Below are 20705 nucleotides of genomic sequence, written 5' to 3' on the forward strand. Positions count from 1 at the left end.
GCGCACATCGGCGTCACGCCGCCGTCTTACGCGGGCGGCCACGCGGCCGCTTGCGCGCGATGACGGTGCCGCGCTCGAAGATCTCGCCACCCCAGACCCCCCATGGTTCGGCGCGGTCGAGGGCTGCCTGCAGGCACTGCGCCCGCAGCGGGCACTGCGCGCACAACTCCTTGGCGCGCTCGAGATCACGGGGGTCTTCGGCGAACCACAGATCTGCGTCGGCGGCCTGGCAGGGCAGGTCCAACCGAGCGGCCGACGCGCGGTCCGCCGAGATACAGGATTCGAGAACGCATTCGACAGTCATTCTGCTGCTCCACATCTGCTCGTTGTTGTTGGTGTTCCAACCCGAGTCCTCGATGTGAGAGGCCGGAATGCCTCTCATCTGTGGCGATGAGAACCATTGCGGGACTTCACAAAAAGGGCCACGGGTTCGCCTCTGCGATTCGCCCGTGGCCCGAAACCTTCGGAGTGACTACTCCGGTGGGGTTCGATGTAGCACGGGGAACCGCTGCGACGCTCGCGCTGCGACGGTGCCTGCACCGGCAAGCGCAGCGGCGGCCTCGCCAAATGCTGCTACCGGATGCTCTGCCATCGGACGCGGTGCGACGACCGCCCAGGAGCGGTCGCGAGGAATCTGCATGGCGATGGCTGCGACACCGACGGGTGCCGCGCACGGCTTGACCACAGCGAGGCGTACGCCGCTGTTGATCAGATTGATTCCGTTCACTTTTCCGCTCCTTTCCTCTCCGATGACTCCCACATATGAGGGGCGATACGACGGACGCGCATCTGCCACCCCGTGCTGACCTGACCAGACTAGGCGCTGCCCCACAAATCGCACAACCTATTTTTGACCTGCGGTTTCTTCCCCGTCTTCGCACCCGGACAGAATCGTCAACTGCCGGGTGGCGCGGGTCATCGCGACGTAGCGGTCGACGGCCCCGGTGACACCGTCACCGAAGTCGTCCGGATTCACCAGCACCACCAGATCGAATTCGAGCCCCTTGGTGGTCGCCGGCGACATCGAACGCACCCGTGGCGTGTCCGGGATTCGCGGATCGCCGATCACGCACGCGATGCCGTCCGGGTTCGCCTCCTGCCACCGACCGATCATCGCAGTGAGATCGGCCCGGTCACCGTAGGTGACGGGTAGTCCACCGCGGCGGATGGACACCGGCACATTGGCGTCGGGGATCGCCGCACGAATCACCGTCTGCGCCTGCGCCATGATCTCTTCCGGCGTGCGGTAGTTGACCGTCAGTTCGGCGACCCGCACGTCGTCGACGCCCACCCGCAACAGGCGCTGCGCCCAGGTTTCACCGAACACGCGGCGCGCCTGCGCACGGTCGCCGACCACGGTCAGACTTCGCGACGGGCAGCGGCTCAGGATCATCGCCCACCGCGCGTCGGTCAGTTCCTGCGCCTCGTCGACCACGATGTGCGCGAACGGGCCGTCGGTCGAAGTCCGCTCACCACCTCCCATCGCATCGTCGGCCAGAACCTCACGCAGATCCTGCTGGCGCAGCATCGACATCAAGCCCTCACCGTCGTCGTGCACCCGGGATTCGAGGAGGTCGCCGATGACGAGATCCATCTGCGCTCGCTGCGCGATTCGTGCCGCCGCGGCGCGTCGTCGGCGGGCGTCGGCACGACGATCACCCAGACGCCGCCGCGCGGCGTCGAGCAACGGGAGGTCCGCCACGGTCCAGGCGTGGGCGTCGCTTCGCTGCAGGCCGGCCACCGCTTCCGCGGATAGCCACGGCGCACACATCCGGAGGAACGCCGGAACCGTCCACAGATCCCCGACGATGTCGGTCGCCTCCAGCATCGGCCAGTGCCGGTGGACCACCGACACCAGCTCGTCGTCGTTCATCAGCGACGAGCGAACCGTCCGAACGGACACCTCGTCCTCACCCCCACCACCGGTGACTCGGCGATGGACGATGTCGGCCAACGCATCCCAGATCTCGTCCCGCGCCTCGTTGTGCGCCGTCCCCGGATCGGGGGCACGGCAGACCTCGGCCCAATCCGATTGCGTCAGTGCGACATCGCCCCATTCCGTCTCGACGACGAAGCTCTCGCGGGGCGGTTCTTCGTACCAGGCCACCGCGGCCTGGACCACATCGATCATCTTGATCGACGATTTGTGTTCTGCCACTGCCGAATCCGGCTCGACTGCAGCCTTTTCCCCTTCCGGGACCAGTGAGCGCAGCGTGGTTGTGGCGACGCTGAGTTCACCGAGGCCGGGCAGCACATCGGCGATGTAGGCGAGATACGACTCGTGCGGACCGATCACCAGCACGCCGCCGCGGTTCCCGGCCAGCCGCGGGTCGGAGTACAGCAGGTAGGCCGCACGGTGGAGTGCCACAACGGTTTTCCCGGTCCCGGGACCACCGTCGACGACGAGCGCGCCGGCCGAGTCCGCACGGATGATGGCATCCTGATCGGCCGCGATGGTGCCCAGCACATCTCGCATCCGGGGTGAGCGACTGGCGGCCAGACTCGCGATGAAGGCCGAGTCGTCGTCGAGGAAGAGTGTGTCGTCGGCGGCGGAATCGAAGGCCTCATCCCAGTAGTCGACGATGTGGCCACGCCCCCAACGGTATCGGCGCCGGTTTCGCACGCCCAGCGGACGTGCGCGGGTGGCGGCGAAGAATGGTTCGGCGGCCGGGGCACGCCAGTCGATGAGCAGTTGTTCCCCGTCCGGGTCGGTGAGTCCGATCCGGCCGATGTAGTGTGGCTGTCCGGCCTGATCGACGATCCGTCCGAGGCACAGATCGAGGCTGTGCCTGCGCACCATGGCCAATCGCTGTGTGGTCTCGTGGATCTCGAGATCGCGATCCACCGCCTGCCGGCCCATCCGCGCGGGCGCGGACCGCAGTTGTGCGAGGCGACCGCTCAGCAGTTCCTGCGAGCGCACGAGAGCCGCTGTCATCGCCGCGAAGTGGCGTTCGTCGTCGGCGATGAGTTCGGGGGCGGCCTTGGCTGGATGTGCGGCGAGGTCGAACACGGTGGTGGGGACGGCAGGCACGGGCGGCTCCGACGGGTCGGTGGGATCGAGGCCACGATTGTGCGGGACGATGGGGGTCTTGCCGCAAGGCCCCCCACCCGCGTTATGGTGAAAGTGGCGGGGAGATCTTTCGCTATCCGTCGCGCCGGTTCTTGATGAGGCCGATGATGTCGTCGCCGTACTCCACGAGCTTGGACGCTCCGATCCCAGAAATCGACACCAGCGCAGCATTATCGGTGGGCCGCTGCTCGGCGATCGCGGTCAGCGTCTTGTCGGAGAACACCACGAAGGCGGGTACTTGCTTGGCCTGGGCGCGCTCACGCCGCCAGTCCTTGAGCGCGATCAGCAGTTCCTCGTCGAGATCCGACGGGCAGTCGGCACACCGGCCGAGCAGGGTGGCGGTGGAATCCATCAGCCGCGACCCACACACCCGGCACACCGGTCCGCGGCGGGGTTTGCGTTCGGGCGCCACCCGTGACGCAGGCGAATCGTCGGGAACCAGGTCGGTGAGGAAGCGGGAGCGACGTCGAGCACGGCCGCCCTCGTTGCGTGCCAACGGCCAGGAGATGTGCAGGTGCTCCCGCGCCCGCGTCACACCCACATAGAACAGCCGGCGCTCCTCTTCGACCTCCTCCCAGGACGCCTTGATCGCCTGGTTGATCGGGAGGGATCCGTCGATGAGACCGACGAGGAATACGGCATCCCACTCCAGGCCCTTCGCGGCGTGCAACGACGACAGCGTGACGCCCTGCACCGTCGGAGGATGACGAGCCGCCGCGCGGGCAGACAACTCGGCGGTCAGCTCGGGGAGGGTGAGTGCGGCGTTCTCGGCCACCAGGTCGTCGGTGAGCGTGGCCAGCGCGTTGAGCGACTGCCATCGGCTGCGCGCCTGGGCACCGGACGGTTCCTCTTGGGAGAGCCCCAGCTCACCGAGGACTGCGCGCACCACGGCGGCGACGTCGGCACCGTCGGGTAGCTCGCGCCCGGCCACCACGGTGAGCTGACGCATCGCCTGCCGGATCTCGGTCCGGGTGAAGAACGCCTCACCGCCGCGCACCTGATACGGGATGCCCGCCTCGGTGAGGGCCTGCTCGTAGGTCTCCGACTGCGCGTTGACCCGGTAGAGGATCGCGATCTCGGCCGGCAACACCCCGGCGTCGATGAGTTTGCTGATCTCCGCGGTCACCTCGGTCGCGGCCTTCGGCTCGTCGTCGTATTCGGCGAACTGCGGTTCCGGTCCGGGGTCGCGTTGCCCGACGAGTCGCAGCCGGGTCCCGGCGATCCGCCCGCGGGCCGCGCCGATCACCCGGTTGGCGAGGTCGACGACCTGCGGGGTGGACCGGTAGTCGCGGATGAGCCGCACCACCGTCGCCTCCGGGAACCGCCGCCCGAAGTCCAGCAGGTAGGTCGGCGTGGCACCGGTGAACGTGTAGATGGTCTGGTTGGCGTCCCCGACGACGGTCAGGTCATCGCGATCGCCGAGCCACGCGTTGAGCAATCCCTGCTGTACGGGTGTGACGTCCTGGTACTCGTCGACGACGAAGCATCGGTAACGCGCGCGGAACTCTTCTGCCACACCGGGATCCGCGACGAGTATCTGCGTCATGTAGATGAGCAGATCGTCGAAGTCGAGCATCCGGTCCCCGTCGGCGGAGACCTTGGCGTCCTCGTAGTGGGAGTAGACGGCAGCCACCTTGGCGGCCGGCGCGGGAGTGTCCCGATCGGCGCGGGTCACCGCCTCCACATAGTGTTCCGGGTCGATCAGCGAGGCCTTGGCCCACTCGATCTCCGACGCCAGGTCGCGAATGGTGTCGGTCGCGGTGTCCAGACCGGCGCGTCGGGCCGAGCGGGAGATGACCGGGAACTTGTTGTCCAGCAGTTCCCAGCGGGCGTTGCCGAAGGCGCGCGGCCAGAAATAGCGCAGCTGCCGCATCGCCGCGGCGTGGAAGGTTGCCGCGGCAACACTCTCGGTGCCCCGTGTCCCGCCGATGCCGAGCGATCGCAGCCGGCCGCGCATCTCGCCGGCGGCGCGGGCGGTGAACGTCACCGCGAGCACCTGCCCCGGGTTCACCTGTCCGGTGTCGATGAGGTGCGCGATCCGGCGTGTGATGGTGCGCGTCTTGCCGGTTCCGGCCCCGGCCAGCACACACACCGGCCCCCGCGGAGCGAGGACCGCCGCACGCTGTTCGGGGTCGAGACCCCCGATGATCGGATCGGCGATGATCGGGTCTGCGGCATCGGGTTCGGGGAACGGATCGGACACGCGATCCACTATGTCATCTGCCACCGACGACGATTGTCCGGCGGTTCACAGGCGCCGAGTATCGGCGCCGGACGCAGGTGAGCGAACGTCAGACGCCGAGCTTGGCCTTGACGTCGGCGATGGAGGGATTTGTCGCGGTGGTGCCGTCGGCGTAGAGGACGGTCGGGACCACGTGGTTACCGCCGTTGACGCTCCCCACGAACTCCGCCGCGTCGGGATTGAGCTCGATGTCGATCTCCTGCCAGGAGATGCCGTTCTGCTTCAGTCCGGTCTTGAGTCGTGCACAGAATCCGCACCACGAGGTGGTGTACATGGTCAGTTCGCCGGTGTCGGAGGTGCGGGCGCCGGCCTCGTCGTCGATCACATTGCTCATGACGTCAATAACACCACGGCCGGGGCGCCTGTTCCCGGCGAACCGGCGCGTGAGCGCCGGCAATGCTCAGGTGGCGACCCAGGCCTCGATCATGGCTCGGGCGATGGAGATGGAACCGGGCAGTCGCAGCCGGGGCCGTGGTTCGGTCGAGGGTTCGGTACCCGCGTCGGGCCGCACCCAGTCGTCTCCGCGGGCGATGGCCTCGCGCACCTCGTCGCGGTGAAACCACTGCGCGTCGCCGATCTCACCGTCGAGGTAGTTGAGCGGTTCGCGTGGATCGCCGATGGCGGCGAACCCGAGCATCAGAGACCGCGGGAAGGGCCACGGCTGACTACCCAGGTAGCGCGGTGCGGTGACGGTGATCCCGACCTCCTCGTGGACCTCACGGATCACGCACTGCTCCAACGACTCTCCCGGCTCGACGAAGCCGGCGAGGGTGGAGTACCAGCCGTCCGGCCACACCGATTGGCGGCCGAGCAGGATCTGGTCGGCACCATCGTGCACGACAGTGATGATGGCCGGATCGGTCCGCGGGAACTCGTCGCGTCCGGAGTCCACGCCGCGACGCACCCAACCACCTCGGGCGGGTACCGTTGCCGAACCGTCGACCGGCGAATAACGCGCGGTCTGATGCCAATTGAGGATTCCGAGGGCGGTCGCGAGCATGCCCGCCTCGTCGGCCGAGAGCCGCACCGCACCGCGGCGCGCATCGTCGGTGGGTCCGTCGATGTGGTCGACGCGCCGCGTCCACAGATCCCGGCTGCCGTCCCGCCCGAGGAACACCGCATCGCCCGGCGGGGAGTCGGCCAGGCGCGCCGCAGGCAGCCAGTGCAGGCCGCCCGCCTCGGTCACTGGGTAGCGGCCGTCGGCGTCGATGAGCAGCACACCGGCGCCGGCCCACCCGGCAGCCATCCGGGCGGGATCGTCGCGCACCTCGTCGGCGCGGTCGAAGACGGCGCGGGCGAGCAGGGGTGGCAGGTCGAGGGAGAAATCGGTCACTCGGGAGGCCCCTTGCGTACGTAGAGAAGCCGATCGCCCACCTCGATCTGTTCGACCTCGGCGTCGTCGACGCGGTGCAGTGTGCCGTTGCGGACCACGCCGAGCACGATGTCACGGGTGTGCGCGGGTGATCCGCCGGTCTCGGTGGGATCGACCTCGCGTTCGGCGATCGCGTACCCGGCGTCCGGGGTCAGCAGATCCTCGATGACCTCCACCACCGACGGCGTCATCGTTGCGATGCCCAGCAGCCGGCCCGCCGTCTCCGACGACACCACCACCGAGTTGGCGCCCGATTGCCGCATCAGATGGGTGTTCTCCGACTCGCGGATGGAGGCCACGATCTTCGCGCGCGGATTGATCTCGCGGGCGGTGAGGGTCGCGAGCACCGCGGTGTCGTCACGGTTGGTGGCCACCACGATGCTCGAGGCGTGCGCGACGCCGGCCAGCCGCAGCACGTCGGATTTGGTGGCGTCGCCGCGCACCGTGACCAGACCGTCGGCCGCAGCGGCTTCCAGCACGGTCTGGTCGGCGTCGACGACGACGATCTCGGCCGGCTTGATCCCGTCACCGACCATCGCGTCGACGGCGGTCCGGCCCTTGGTGCCGTAGCCGATGACAACGGTGTGATTGCGCACGCTGTTCCTCCAACGCTGGATCTTGAGGGCTTGCCGCGATCGCTCGGTGAGCACTTCCAGGGTCGTGCCGATCAACACGATCAGGAACAGCACGCGCAGCGGGGTGATGATCAGCAGGTTGATCAGCCGGGCGCTAGGTGTCAGCGGCGTGATGTCGCCGTAGCCGGTCGTCGAGAGGGTGACCGCGGAGTAGTACATGGCGTCGAGGAACGAGAGCGGATTCTCCTGGACGTCGCGATACCCGTCGCGGTCGAGATAGACGATGACCGAGGTGAGAAAAAGTGCGACGGTCGCGAAGATCACCCGTTTGCCGATGGCCCGGCCGGGGCTCTGCTGCAACTCGGGGATGCGGATGACACCGACGAGGTCGTAGTCGGGCCGGTCGGAGAGTTGCTCGCCGCCGCGGAAGCGCTGGCGCAGGCGATTACGCATCGACCCGCCCGGGCCTGAACCGTTCGCTCACACGAAGGAATCTATCTCATTGCGGTGCGCGGGCGAGCTTTGCGGCGAGTACCGACTCGTCGGGCAGTTCGTCCGCGGCCAGGGTGTGTCCGGATCGCACGTAGTGAAACGCCGCACGCACCCGGTCGACCGGCACGCCCGCGAGCTGTGCCCAGGCGATGCGGTAGGCGGCCAGCTGGATGAACAGGGATTCGCGCCGGGCGGGTTCGGGCACCACGCCGGTCTTCCAGTCGATCACCGTCCACCCGCCGTCGGGGTCGGCGAACACGGCGTCGATGCGCCCGCGCACCACGATCCCGGCGATCACCGTCTCGAACGGCACCTCCACCTCGCTCGGACTGCGGTTGGCCCACGGCGACGCCAGGAATGCATCGCGCAGCGCGTCGAGATCGGCGTCGGGGGTGGCGGTCGCGTCCGCGGCGCCCGGCAATTCATCGATGTCGAGGAGCCGCGTCGCGCCGAACCAGCGCTCCACCCAGGCGTGGAAGGCCGTACCGCGGCGCGCCGTCGGGTTGGGCCGAAAAGGTGTGGGACGCCGCAACCGCCGCGCGAACTCGGCTTCGTCGGCGTCGAGTTCGACGAGCTGACTCACCGACAGATGCGTCGGCAACTCCACCTCCACGAGCGCCTGATTGCTCGCCTCTCGCTCGACGAGCAGGGCGCTCACCTCGGCCTCCCACGCGGCGATCTCGTCGGACAGGTCTGGGTCGCCATCGCTCTCCGGCGCGCCGTCGGTGTCGAAGAGGGCCGGGGCGTCGCGCGCGGCGATCTCCGCGAGGACCAGATCCGCGGCGGCCCGGACCCCGTCCCGACGACCGGCCAGCGGGTCCGCAGGCCACGGCGCGGCGAGGACGCGTTCGGCCAGCGGGTTGGGCGCGCCGTCGTCGGGCTCGGGGGCCAGCACGTCGACGACGAGACCGCCGGACTCGACGGTGGGGTCGTCGACCGCGTCGCTGATCGCGGTCAGCAGTTCGGTGAAGAATTCCGATCCGCCGCGCGGTTTGTCGCCCGACTCCGACCAGTGGTGCGCCGAGATCAGCAGGTCGTGACGGGCCCGCGTGAGCGCGACGTAGAGCAGCCGGCGGTCCTCCTCGAGGCGACGATCGGCGATCGCCTCCTTGTAGGTCGCGATGGTGTCCTCGAGTTCCTTGCGGTCGGTCACGGCGTGCAGGTCGAGCACCGGATATCCCTCCGGGTGGGCACTGCCCTGCTCCGCTGCGATCGCCAGGTCACCGCGTAGTTCACCGGGCAGTTCCCGCGCGCTGCCGAGCCACGTGGTCTCGGCCTTACCACCGGGAAAGATGTTGTGGCACAAATGCGGAATGGCTACGACATCCCACTCGAGACCTTTGGCGGCATGCACCGTCAGGATCTGCACCCGTTGCTCGGCGACCTCGATGCGACCGGGCTCGAGGCCCTTCTCGATGGTCTCCGCGGTCTCAAGGAAGGCCAGCAGTCCGGGCAGATCAGCGCCGCGACGGTCGGCGTAGCGGGTGACGTACTCGGCGAAGGCGTCGAGGTGTTCGCGGCCGGTGATGGCCCCGCGCATGCGCCGCGCGCGGATCTGGGCCTCCACACCGACGCCGATCGTGTTCTCCACGTCGGCGACCAGTTCGGGTAGCGGCTGACCGATCCGCCGCCGCAGCGACTCCAGCTGGGCGCCGAAGGCGCGGATCCGCGCGTACCCGTCGGGACTGTAACGGGACGGATCGCCCGGGTCGACCACGGCGTCGGCGATACCCGCCCGGTCCACGACCTCGGTGGGCAGCACCGCGTCGAGCGCGGCGTCGAGCTGCTCACGGCTGGTCACCGCGCCCCCGGCCGCGGCGATCTCCTCGGCGGCGAGTTCGGCGGCGCGTCGCCACAGCGCCGCGAGATCGGCTGCACCGAGCCGCCATCGGGCACCGGTGAGCAGCCGCATGGCGGCGGTGCCGGCCATCGGGTCGGCCATCAGACGCAGCGTCGAGACCACATCGGTGACCTCCGGGACGTGCAGGAGACCACCGATGCCGACCACCTCGGCGGGGATGCCGCGCCGTTCCAGCTCGGCGGCCAACGGAGCCGAATCCTCGTTGCGGCGCACCAGGATTGCCGTGGTCGGTGGCGCCTGACCATCATTCTCGGCTGCGCGCCAACGGGTTTCGATGGCGTCAGCGATCCATTCCCGCTCGTCTACCACCGTCTCGGTGAGCGCGATGTGCGCGGAGCCGCTCGGCGCATCCGGCCGCGCGCGCAGCACACTGACCGGGATACCGCGCCGACGCAACTCGGCCGACACATGGTTGGCCAGTCGCAACACCACCTCCGCATTACGCCAGCTGGTGAGCAGTTCACGCCGGTCCGCGGGCGAGCCGTCGGCGGCTGGGAAGTCACCGGCGAACCGCGGCAGGTTGGCCGCCGACGCCCCGCGCCAGCCGTAGATCGACTGGATGGGATCCCCCACCGCCGTCACCGCGACCGGTGCGTCGCGCGACGTACCGCCGAACAGCGTCGACAGCAGCACCCGCTGGGAGTGTCCGGTGTCCTGATATTCGTCGAGCAGGACGGCGCGGAACGCCTTGCGTTCGGCAGCAACAACTTCCGGGTTGCCCACCACCAACCGGGCGGCCAGTGACATCTGACTGCCGAAGTCCAGTGCCGACTGTTCGCGCATCGCCTCGGCGAGTGCGGTCACCATCGGGATGAGTTCCCGGCGTTCGTCGATGACGTCACGGATCTTCAACAACGCCTGATTGGGTCCGCCACGCTGCTTGGGTCCCTTCGGGAGGGTGGGGATCATCTCGTAGAGGTCGCTGCCGGCGCGGGCCAGGTCGTCGATGTCCACGAGATGCTCGGCCATCTCGCCGTACAGCTTCAGCACCGCCTCGGTGACACTGGCGGGCACCTTGGTGGTGTGCAGTTCGTCGGGCCAGTTGGCGACCAGGGAGAACGCCAGCTGCCAGAGCTCGGTCTCGCTGAGCAACGTCGAATTGGGCTCGACCGGAAGCAGCAAACCGTAGTCGGAGATCAGCCGGCCGGCGTAGGCGTGATAGGTGCTGACCTCCGGGTCGGCACCCCGAAGTCGCGCTGCCAGTGTGCCCTCCGGGTCCCAGGACCGTAGCGCCGGCGATCCGGAGAGCATCGAGAGCCGGCGCCGGATGCGGGCGCCCAGTTCGCTGGCCGCCTTGCGGGTGAAGGTGAGGCCGAGGATCTCGTCGGGCCCGATGAGCTGATTGGCCACCAGCCACACCACGCGCGCGGCCATCGTCTCGGTCTTGCCCGCACCCGCCCCGGCCACCACCAGCATCGGTTCGATCGGCCCCTCGATGACGGCGGCCTGTTCCGCGGTGGGGGTGGGCAGGCCCAGCGCCGCGGCGAGCGATGTCGCGCTAATCATCGGTGACCGCCTTGCCCCGGATCTGCGCCGGGCAACTCGCCGCCAACGCGCAGTGCCCGCACCCCGGGTTGGGGGTGGCCGCGTACACGGGTCCGACGCTGGCCCGCGCGGCGTGGCGCACCACGGTGATCCACTCATCGAGCAACTCGGGTGACAGTGGCGCCTGAACTCGTTCGGCGGCACCGGAATTCCGGTTCGCCGAGGAGACGTACACCAGACGCGCCCCACCCGGCTCGGCGGACACCACGGCGTCGTCGGCGCCCGTCAGACCACCGTGGGCCAGCGCAACCTGGTAGGCGGCCAGCTGGGCGTGATCCTGCGCGTCGGCCTTGGAGATCGGGGTTTTGGCGGTCTTGACGTCGACCACCACCGGGCGGCCGGCACCGTCACGTTCGAGCCGGTCCATCCGGCCACGCAGACGGACCGCCGGGTCGTCGGGGGTCGCCGGGATGGTGGCGTCGACGGCCAGCTCCACCCCCACCTCATCGAGGTCGGAACGCGAGATCCGCAGCCACTCACGGAAATTGACGAGCATACTCTCGGCGCGTTCGAGCTCGCGAGCCGAGTACCAGCCCGCCCCGGTGTCCACGCGATCCCAGATGGCCCGGAGCGCCTCGGTGACCTCGGTGGGATCGAGTTCGCCCGCCACGGCCTGCACCAGGGTGTGCACCAGGCTGCCGGTCAACGCCGGGGTGCCGTCGCCGTCGCGGCCGCCGTTGCGTTCCAGCAGCCAGCGCAGCGAACAGCGGGTCAGCGCATCGACATTCGACGGTGAGAGCACCACCGCACCGTCGTCGGGGGTCCACAGCGGAGCGTCGGAACTCGGTGCGGCCAGCCCGTACCAGTCCCGGGGATGCGCGCCCGGGACGTCGGCGTCGGCCAGACGCGCCAGGAGCCGCGCAGCCGCCATCGTCCGTTCATCGGGCATCTCCCCGACACCGGCCGTGACCACCGAGCGCAGTGTGGCCACCAGCGACGGCAGAGACAGGACACGGTCGACGCCGGGATCGAGTGGCAGTTCCTCGGGCGCCGGGGTGTCGGCGTCGGCGTCCTGGGTGGAACCGGCCAGCGCGTCGGCGATCTCGCCGATGAACCGGGAGGGTGATGCCTCACCGCTGCCGTCCTCGACGGCGGTGACGAGCAGGCGCCGGCGGGCGCGGGTGCACGCCACCAGCAGCAGACGCCGCTCGTCGGCGATCGCCGCGGCCGGGCGCGCGAGTTTGTCGACGGCGTCCGGGTCCACACCGTCGAGCAGGTCGACGAGCTGCCCGGTGGCGAGCACACTTCCGCGGCTGCGCAACGAGGGCCACAGGCCGTCCAGCACGCCGGCCACGGCCACCACGTCCCATTCCCGGCCCACCGCGGCATGTGCTGACAGAACAGTCACCGAATCGCTTGCGGCAGTGGCTGTCCGGCTGTCCCGCGGGATCTGCAGCTGACCCAGATAGTGCACAAATCCGGCCGGACCGGCCGCCGGCAGCGTGTCGGCAAAGTTCGCGGCGGCCTCGAACATCGCCATCACCGCGTCCAGATCGCGGTCGGCCTGCTCACCGCCCGGCCCGCCTCGCACGGCTGAGGCCGCCCAGCGACGTTCCAGCCCGGTTGCCTGCCAGCCCGCCCACAGTGTTTCCTCGAGTCCCCGACCGGCGGTGTGGACTTTTTCGGCGGCGGCCACCACGTCGAGCACGCGGTCCAGAGGCGCGCGCTCGGCGTCGGTGAGATCCTCGCGGTAGCGTGCGGCGAGAAGCGGGTCGAGGATCGCCGACCGCAACGCGGTGAGCGAATCCTGTTGCGCGCCATCATCACCGCGTTTCTCACTGCTGCGGCGGACACCGCGGCGCAACCGGCGCATCGCGCCCGGGTCGGCGGCACCGATCGGTCCGGACAGCAACGCGGCGGCGTCCTCGATGTCGAAGTCGTCGGCCTGCGCGGGTGTGGTGCGGGCGGCGACGACGCGCAGCACGAGCATCAACGCCACCACCGCGCGCTGTCGATGCAGCGGCAACCCGCTGGCCGGCGTGGTCAGCGGTACCCCTGCCGAGCGGAACGCCCGGCGCAGCGGGGGCAGCGCCAGCGACACCGACCGGACGATCACCGCCATCCGCGACCACGGGACACCGTCGAAGAGGTGGGCCCGTCGAAGCAGGTCGGCCACGGCGGTGGCCTCCTTGGCCGACGAGCCGAAAACCCGCACCTGAACACCGCCCGCGCCGGTGGCCGGCGACTCCGCCGGTGCCTGTGGATAGGGATGCGGACGTGCCCCGGGCAGCCGGGAGGCAAGCACCCGGCCGACTCGTTCGATTTGTGCTTCGCTGCGGAAGTTGGTGTCCAGCAGTATGTCCCGGTCTGATCCCGGTTCGGCGAGATCGTCGGCGAAGCGCGGGTCGGCGCCCCGGAACCCGAAGACGGACTGGTCGGTGTCGGCCGCGATGAGGGTCGATGTGGTCCCGGTCCCGATCAGCTTCACCAGTTGCGCGGCCTGCGGGTCGAGGTGCTGGGCGTCGTCGACGAGCAGATGCCGGATCCGTGCCCGCTGCGCGATCAGCAGTTCCGGGTCGGTCGCGAACGCCGACAACGCCGATCCGACGAGTTCGGCGGCGTCCACCGCGGGCGCCGACGCGCCGGGGGCCTCGAGGCCGACGGCGCCACGCAGCAGCATGTTCTGCTCGTACTGGGCGTAGGCGCGTGCCGCGGCGACCCATTCCGGGCGACGATGCCGGCGGCCGAGGGCGGCGAGTTCCTCGGGCCCGGCCCCGCGTTCGGCCGCACGCATCATGAGATCGCGCAACGCCTGGGCGAAGCCGTCGGTGCCCAGCGCCGGACGCAGGTGCGCCGGCCAGTACCCGGCCCCGTCCTCGATGTCGCCGGCCAGCAGTTCACGCAGCACGACGTCCTGCTCGGAACCGGTGATCAGGCGCGGCGGCGGATTGTTGTGCGCCGAGGCCTGCAACCGCAGGATCGCGAACGCATACGAGTGCACCGTCCGCACCAGCGGCTCCCGAAGCGCGCCGCCGAGCGCGCGCCGTCCGTCGGTGGCGTCGGATCCGGCCAGCACGCGCCGGGTGATCTCCTCACGCAACGTTGCCGCTGCCTGGCGGCTGGATGCCAGCACCAGGACCGACTCAGGCTCCACATCGGGCGCCCGCAGTCGCGCGACGGCCGCGTCGACGATCAGCGCCGTCTTTCCGCTGCCGGGTCCGCCGTGGATGCGAATCGGCCGCCACGCACCCTGCTCGGTGTCCGCGGGCCGGGCGTCGGCGGCGATGATCCGCTCGACGTGCGGTGGCCAGTCGCGTTTCTCGTCGGCCACCGCCGACGACGCGACGAGCCGGGTGCGCAGCGCGCTCCCCCGGCCCGATGTGCCGCCCGGTGTGGTTGCCATGGTCTCCATCGAATCACGCACCGCCGACAGTCCGGTCCCGGGCCGAGTCCACCCGGCAGCGGTCGGTGGCCTCCGGCAGGATGGTGGCCGTGCCCTCCCTGAACACCTACGTCTTCGGCCCCGACGAACCCGGCGCCCGCGACGCGCCCACCCCGACGATCCTCGCCATTCACGGGCTCACCGGTCACGGTCGCCGGTGGGCGTCGCTGAGTGCCGAGCACCTGTCCGACGTGCGCATCATCGCCCCGGATCTGCTCGGTCACGGACGCTCACCCTGGCGGCCGCCGTGGAGCATCGAACACCACGTGCGGGCGCTGTCGCAGGTCATCGACACCCACATCCCCGAACCCGCGCAGCCGATCGTGGTGGTCGGTCATTCCTTCGGCGGTGCGATCGCCCTGCACCTGGCCAACTTCCGGCCCGAGGCGATCAAGGGGCTGGTGCTGCTCGATCCCGCGCAGGGCCTCGATCCGGAGTTCGCGCTCGAGGTCGCCACCGAGAGTCTGGACCATTGGGATTACCCCGACGCGGACACCGCGCGCAACGCCAAACGATCCGAGGGCTGGGCCGCGGTACCCGAGGCGATCCTCGAGGCCGAGATCGCCGAGCACCTCATCGGTCGCCCCCATGGTCGCGTCGGCTGGCGCGTCAGCGCACCCGCGGCGGCCGCGTCGTGGAGCGAGCTGACCCGGCCGGCGCTGCTGCCGCCACCCGGTGTGCCCACCCACGTCGTCGTCGCCGACCGCGTCGACCCGCCCTTCGTGCGGCCCGCCTTCCTCGAGGCCTGCGCCTCCGACCGCGCCGACACCGTCACCGTTCATCACGCCGACTGCGAACACATGCTGCCGTTCCTGGAGCCGGAACTGTGCGCGTCGTTGATCCGCTCGCTGTTGTGAACGTCGGTGACATGCTGATCGGTCGCCAGGGCAGCCGGTACGATCGGCGCCATGCCGGCGGTGAGTGACGACGATGTCGAGAGCGTGCGCTCACTCGTCGCGGCCATTCCCCTCGGCCAGGTGAGCACGTATGGCGATCTCGCTGCGGCAGCGGGACTCTCGTCGCCGCGCATCGTCGGGTGGATCATGCGAACCGACACCGCCGACCTGCCCTGGCACCGGGTGGTACCGGCATCCGGACGGCCGGCACCGCATCTGGCCCGGCGTCAGCTCGACCGGCTCCGCACCGAGGGCGTCCCGATCACCGACGACCGGATCCGCCTGCGTGAGTGCCGTTGGGACATCCCGCTCCCCCGTTGATCAACGGAGGGTGCGGGCGGTCCGCCGGTAGGGACTGATGGCCGCGCGCATACGGGTGACGATGAGGTCGACGATGCGCGGGTCCGCACCGAGAGGTGCCGAAAAAGCCTCGGCACCATAGGTTTCCAGCCGCTGATGGAAGAGTCCCGGCGCCAGGAGATAGCTCGCCACCATCACCCGTCGGCCGGTGCGGCGGGCGCGGGCGATGGCCTCGGGAACCGTCGGCGACGCGGTGGTGATGAAGCCGACCTCGATGTGCCCGCCGATCAGCGACTCGAGCTGACGGGCCGCGAGATGCACCTGGCCGCAAGCACTCTGGTCCGACGACCCGGCTGCCGCGAGCACCACGGCGTCACCCGGTCGCCAGCCGGCCTCGATGAGCCGAAGACGGGCCACCGCGGCGATGGCCGGGTCCGGACCCAGCGCCCGGGTGATGATGGTGTCGCGTCCGCCACTGGCGGCCACATGCTCCGGGATGTCGCGACGCACATGGTAACCCGACGCCAGGAAGGCGGGAACAAGCACGGCGCGACGATCGGCGTCGGCGATCACCTCACTCGGGGTAGGACCGAGAACGTCGACGAAAGCGGTTCGTACGGTGCCGATCCGCTTGCCGACCAGATCCGCGATTTCCGCGATCACATTGACACCATGCGGATTTCGCGTGCCGTGGGCCACCAGGACCGGACTCACATCGCGCAGCCGGTCCCCGAAGGGCAGGAAGCTGTCACCCATCTACGTTGTCTCCCCGTCGTATTCGAGATCCACGGCGAGCCGGTAGCCGCGCTTGACCACGGTCTGGATCATCTTGGGATCACCCAGCGCCGAGCGCAGCCGGGCCACCGCCACCTCCACCGCGTGGGTGTCGGAACTGTCACCCGGCAGTCCGCCGAGCAGTTCCTGGCGCGACACGACCCGCCCCGGGACCCCGGCCAGGATCTTCAGCAAGATCAGACTGGTGGCCGACAATTCGCGCACCGATCCGTCGACCAGCACGGCTTGTCCGCGGATGGCGGTGTCGTGTCCGGCCACCCGCAGAACGTGGCTGCGACGCGGCAGTTCGTCGGTGATCAGCCGGGCCAGCGCACCGAGCCGGAAGCGCCGCGGATAAATGGTCGGGATCTGGAGTGCCTCAAGGGGACTCGCGGTCACCGACCCCACACACATCACCGGCACCGCGGTGCGCAGCGCATGGATGAACTGCTGCAGTTTGCCGAGTTGCTTGGCCCGGGTGAGGATCGCCGCGGCGGCGGGGGCGCTGGTGAAGGTGAGGGCATCGAGATCGCCTCGCACCACCGCCATGATCATCTTGTCGATCGAGTCCACATCCGGATGCATGTTCCAGCGATACACCGGGATCGGGACGACCTGCGCACCCGCGGCACGCAGCACCGTGCAGAAATCCGGCAGCGGCTCCCACTCACTGGTGGCGCCGTGCAACTGCACGGCGATCCGCACCCCGTCGACACCCTCGGCGAGAAGCCGGTCGAGCACCTCCGACGATGATTCGCTCTCCGGCGACCACTCCTCGCGCAGCCCGGCGGCGCGGATGGCGCCTTTCGCCTTGGGGCCACGGGCGATCAGGCGACTCTTGCCCAGCGCCGCGAGCACGTCTTCGGCGTTACCCCAACCGTCGGCCGCCTCGACCCAGCCACGAAAGCCGATGCCGGTGGTGGCCACCATGATCTCGGGCGGATCGGCGATCAGCTCGGTGGTGACGCGTTCGAGTTCGGTGTCGTCGAGCAGCGGCAGAATGCGGATGGTCGGGGCGTGCATCACCTGCGCACCGCGCCGCACGAGCAGCGCGGCGAACTCGTCGGCCCGGCGGGCCGCGGTGACGCCGATGGTGAATCCGGCCAGCGGCAACATCGCCTCCGGCTCGTCGGGCCGCGTTGGGCCGGGTTGTCCCGGATCGGTTCGGCCGGGCTCTGCCGGTGGATTCGCCATCACGCCGGAAAGAACACCTCGACCACACGGTCGATCACGCGGACCCCGAAGCTGGGCACCGAGACGGACTCGTCGTCCAGACACACCCCGGTCCGCAGCGCGAAGACCTGCTTGCCGAGCGGGCTGGCGACCGTCGGCTCACCGGCACGATCGCCGGTCAGACCCCGCGAGAGCACCGCGGCGCGGCCGAACGGATCGATGTTGCCGATCGCGTACAGACGGGTACGGCCCGGAGCGGCTTCCCGGTCTGTCTCGACGGCCGGAATCCGGAACAGTGCGGCTTGCACGCCGTCGGGGCCCAGCACGGCCACCCCGCGTCCGACGATCAGATCGTCGATCGGACAGGCCGGTATCCAGGCGCCGGTGGTCGAGGTCTGTGTGGCAGGCATGGGTTCGACGCTCACGTCGGGGCTCCTTCCTTCATCGTCTCACTCTGCCGGACCGTCTCGGCGTGTGTTGCCGCGTCGGGCCGCACTGTCGGCAGGTCCAGCAACACCGGAACCTTGCGTTCGGTGTGACCGAACCGGATGGTCGGATCGGGCACCTCGGGCGCATTCACGAACGACACGAACCGTTTGAGCTTCTCCTCGTCGGCGAGTACCGCCGCCCACTCGTCCTGATAGCCGGCGACATGGGCCTGCATGGCGGCTTCCAGTTCGGCGGCCAGACCCAGGCTGTCGTCACACACCACCGATTTCAGATGATCGAGTCCACCCTCCAGGGATTCCAGCCACGGGGCTGTGCGCTGCAACCGGTCGGCGGTGCGGATGTAGAACATCAGGTACCGATCAATGTAGGCGACCAGCGTGTCATCATCCACTCCACTGGCCAGCAGCTGCGCGTGCTTGGGGCTCTGCCCACCGTTGCCGGCCACGTACAGATTCCAGCCGTGTTCGGTGGCGATGACGCCGACGTCCTTGCCGCGCGCCTCGGCGCATTCGCGTGCACACCCCGACACCCCGAACTTGATCTTGTGCGGCGATCGCAGCCCTCGGTAGCGGTTCTCCAGGAAGACCGCCATGCCCACCGAGTCCCCGACGCCGTAGCGGCACCAGGTGGATCCCACACAGCTCTTCACCGTCCGCAGACTCTTGCCGTAGGCCTGACCGGACTCCATGCCGGCGTCGACGAGTCGACGCCAGATCTCCGGCAGTTGATCGACCCGGGCACCGAAGAGGTCGATGCGCTGACCACCGGTGATCTTGGTGTAGAGCCCGAAGTCGCGGGCGATCTCGCCGATGACGATGAGCTGCTCGGGGGTCACCTCACCGCCGGGCATGCGCGGGACCACCGAATACGAACCGTTCTTCTGCAGGTTCGCCAGGAAATGGTCGTTGGTGTCCTGCAGTGCCGCCTGCTCGCCGGACAGGATGTGGTCGCTCGAGGTGGACGCGAGGATCGAGGCGACGGTCGGCTTGCAGATCTCGCAGCCCTGACCGGTGCCGTACCGCTCGATCAGCTCGGAGAAGGTGCGGATGCCGGTGACCGAGATGACCTCGAACAGCTCTGCGCGCGACTGCGCGAAGTGCTCGCACAGCGACTTGCTGAGTTCGACGCCGGAGGCCTCCAACAACGACTTGATGCTGGGTACGCAGCCGCCGCAGGTGGTGCCCGCCGACGTGCAGCCCTTGATGGCGGCGATGTCGCAGGCGCCCTCGGCGATCGCCGAGCAGATCGTGCCCTTGGACACACCGTTGCACGAACAGATCTCGACGTCGTCGGGCAGCGCGTCGAGGCCGACGCCCCCGGCGGCGCCTTCGGGGGCGATGAGAGCCGCCGGGTCGCCCGGGATTTCGCGACCCACCATCGGCTTGAGCATCGCGTACGCCGAGGCGTCGCCCACCAGGATTCCGCCGAGCAGGGTGGTGGCGTCGTCGGAGACGACGACCTTGGCATATCGTCCCGACACCGGGTCGTGGTAGACGATCTCGAGCGCGTTCTCGGTGGTGCCCATGGCGTCGCCGAAGCTGGCCACGTCCACACCGAGCAGCTTCAGCTTGGTAGACATGTCGGCGCCGGGGAAGGTTCCCTGCCCGCCGAGCAGGCGATCGGCGACCACCTCGGCGGTGCTGTAGCCGGGCGCCACGAGCCCGTAGCACCGGCCGTCGACCGCGGCCACCTCACCGATCGCGTAGATCGACGCGTCGTCGGTGACGCAGCTCGCGTCCACCAGCACACCGCCACGTTCGCCGACGGCGAGTCCGGCGTCACGGGCGAGCTGGTCACGCGGCCGGACCCCGGCCGAGAAGACCACCAGCGCGGCGTCGATGTGCGAGTCATCGCTGAGGGTCACCCGCAGGTCCGCGTCGTCGCCGTCGGCGATCTGGGCGGTCCCGACACCGGTGTGCACCACCAGGCCGAGATCGGTGACCAGTTTCTCCAGGACCGCGCCACCCCCGTCGTCGACCTGCATCGGCATCAGCCGCGGTGCGAACTCGACGACGTGCGGGACCATCCCCATCAGCTTGAGCGCGTTGGCCGCCTCGAGACCGAGCAGACCGCCGCCCACCACCACGCCGACCGCTCCGGGACCGGCCTTCTCGGCGGCCGCCCGGATGCCGTCGAGGTCGTCGAGGGTGCGGTAGACGAAGCACCGCGGGTGATCATGACCGGGCACCGGCGGCACAAACGGATACGATCCGGTGGCGAGAACCAGTGCGTCGTAACCGATCTCGCGTCCAACACTGGTCATCACCCGACGCCGATCCCGGTCGATGGCGGTGACCGTCTCGGCCAGATACGTCGTCACGTTCGCATCACCCGGGTAGGTGTTGCCGGCCAGTGCCAGCGAATCACGCTCCCAGGCACCGACATATGACGACAGCCCGACGCGGTCGTAGGCGGGGTCGGATTCCTCGCACACCACCACCACGTTCCAGGTGTTGTCGGTATCGCGATCACGCATCGCCTGGACAAAGCGGTGACCCACCATGCCGTGTCCGACGACGACAACCGTCTTGGATTCGCTGGTCACTGTTTCTCCTTACCTAACTTGCTGATTC

General features: G+C 69.3%; 15 protein-coding genes. 2 read left to right on the forward strand and 13 right to left on the reverse strand.

The genetic code is table 11. The features are described from left to right. Window positions 1–13: 13 nt before the first annotated feature. From GBRO_RS17385 to GBRO_RS17425, 9 genes are all read right to left on the reverse strand, one after another. The gene (locus tag GBRO_RS17385) at window positions 14–304 is read right to left on the reverse strand and encodes a WhiB family transcriptional regulator (RefSeq protein WP_041920645.1); all 291 of its coding nucleotides are present in this window, start codon (window positions 302–304) and stop codon (window positions 14–16) included. Between the two features lie 168 nt (window positions 305–472). Continuing rightward, complete coding sequence (locus GBRO_RS17390) at window positions 473–727, reverse strand: hypothetical protein (protein WP_012835201.1); 255 nt, start codon at window positions 725–727, stop codon at window positions 473–475. A 117-nt stretch (window positions 728–844) separates the two neighbouring features. Next, complete coding sequence (gene helR / locus GBRO_RS17395) at window positions 845–3031, reverse strand: RNA polymerase recycling motor ATPase HelR (protein WP_012835202.1); 2187 nt, start codon at window positions 3029–3031, stop codon at window positions 845–847. Between the two features lie 112 nt (window positions 3032–3143). Then, entirely contained in the window at window positions 3144–5273 is a 2130-nt protein-coding gene (locus tag GBRO_RS17400) for an ATP-dependent DNA helicase UvrD2 (RefSeq protein WP_370452914.1), read from the reverse strand. A gap of 88 nt (window positions 5274–5361) precedes the next feature. Next, the gene (locus tag GBRO_RS17405; RefSeq protein ID WP_012835204.1) at window positions 5362–5646 is read right to left on the reverse strand and encodes a mycoredoxin; all 285 of its coding nucleotides are present in this window, start codon (window positions 5644–5646) and stop codon (window positions 5362–5364) included. 66 nt (window positions 5647–5712) lie between these two features. Further along, complete coding sequence (gene nudC, locus GBRO_RS17410) at window positions 5713–6645, reverse strand: NAD(+) diphosphatase (RefSeq protein WP_012835205.1); 933 nt, start codon at window positions 6643–6645, stop codon at window positions 5713–5715. After that, window positions 6642–7712 (reverse strand): potassium channel family protein, encoded by a 1071-nt coding sequence (locus GBRO_RS17415; RefSeq protein ID WP_012835206.1) that lies wholly within the window; start codon window positions 7710–7712, stop codon window positions 6642–6644. The genes nudC and GBRO_RS17415 overlap by 4 nt, the downstream gene beginning before the upstream one ends. 46 nt (window positions 7713–7758) lie before the next feature. Next, entirely contained in the window at window positions 7759–11118 is a 3360-nt protein-coding gene (locus GBRO_RS17420) for an ATP-dependent helicase (RefSeq protein WP_012835207.1), read from the reverse strand. Continuing rightward, the gene (locus GBRO_RS17425; protein ID WP_012835208.1) at window positions 11111–14500 is read right to left on the reverse strand and encodes an ATP-dependent helicase; all 3390 of its coding nucleotides are present in this window, start codon (window positions 14498–14500) and stop codon (window positions 11111–11113) included. The genes GBRO_RS17420 and GBRO_RS17425 overlap by 8 nt, the downstream gene beginning before the upstream one ends. Window positions 14501–14589: 89 nt before the next feature. On the opposite strand from GBRO_RS17425, the gene GBRO_RS17430 reads away from it, so the two are divergent. Next, window positions 14590–15396, forward strand: coding sequence for an alpha/beta fold hydrolase (locus tag GBRO_RS17430; protein ID WP_012835209.1), 807 nt, complete (start codon window positions 14590–14592; stop codon window positions 15394–15396). A 51-nt stretch (window positions 15397–15447) separates the two neighbouring features. Next, complete coding sequence (locus GBRO_RS17435) at window positions 15448–15756, forward strand: MGMT family protein (protein WP_012835210.1); 309 nt, start codon at window positions 15448–15450, stop codon at window positions 15754–15756. On the opposite strand, the gene GBRO_RS17440 is transcribed toward GBRO_RS17435, so the two are convergent. The 4 genes from GBRO_RS17440 to nirB form a co-directional block, all read right to left on the reverse strand. Continuing rightward, entirely contained in the window at window positions 15757–16491 is a 735-nt protein-coding gene (locus GBRO_RS17440) for a sirohydrochlorin chelatase (RefSeq protein ID WP_012835211.1), read from the reverse strand. Further along, window positions 16492–17625 carry a uroporphyrinogen-III synthase gene (locus tag GBRO_RS17445; RefSeq protein ID WP_012835212.1) on the reverse strand — a complete coding sequence of 378 codons (1134 nt, stop codon included), beginning with the start codon at window positions 17623–17625 and terminating at the stop codon, window positions 16492–16494. It abuts the gene before it with no gap. Window positions 17626–17702: 77 nt separating this feature from the next. Beyond that, the gene (gene nirD, locus GBRO_RS17450; protein WP_041920647.1) at window positions 17703–18092 is read right to left on the reverse strand and encodes a nitrite reductase small subunit NirD; all 390 of its coding nucleotides are present in this window, start codon (window positions 18090–18092) and stop codon (window positions 17703–17705) included. 11 nt (window positions 18093–18103) lie between these two features. After that, window positions 18104–20677 carry a nitrite reductase large subunit NirB gene (gene nirB / locus GBRO_RS17455; protein WP_012835214.1) on the reverse strand — a complete coding sequence of 858 codons (2574 nt, stop codon included), beginning with the start codon at window positions 20675–20677 and terminating at the stop codon, window positions 18104–18106. Window positions 20678–20705 lie beyond the last annotated feature (28 nt).

Source organism: Gordonia bronchialis DSM 43247 (genome assembly GCF_000024785.1).
In the GTDB taxonomy this organism is placed as follows: Bacteria; Actinomycetota; Actinomycetes; order Mycobacteriales; family Mycobacteriaceae; genus Gordonia; species Gordonia bronchialis.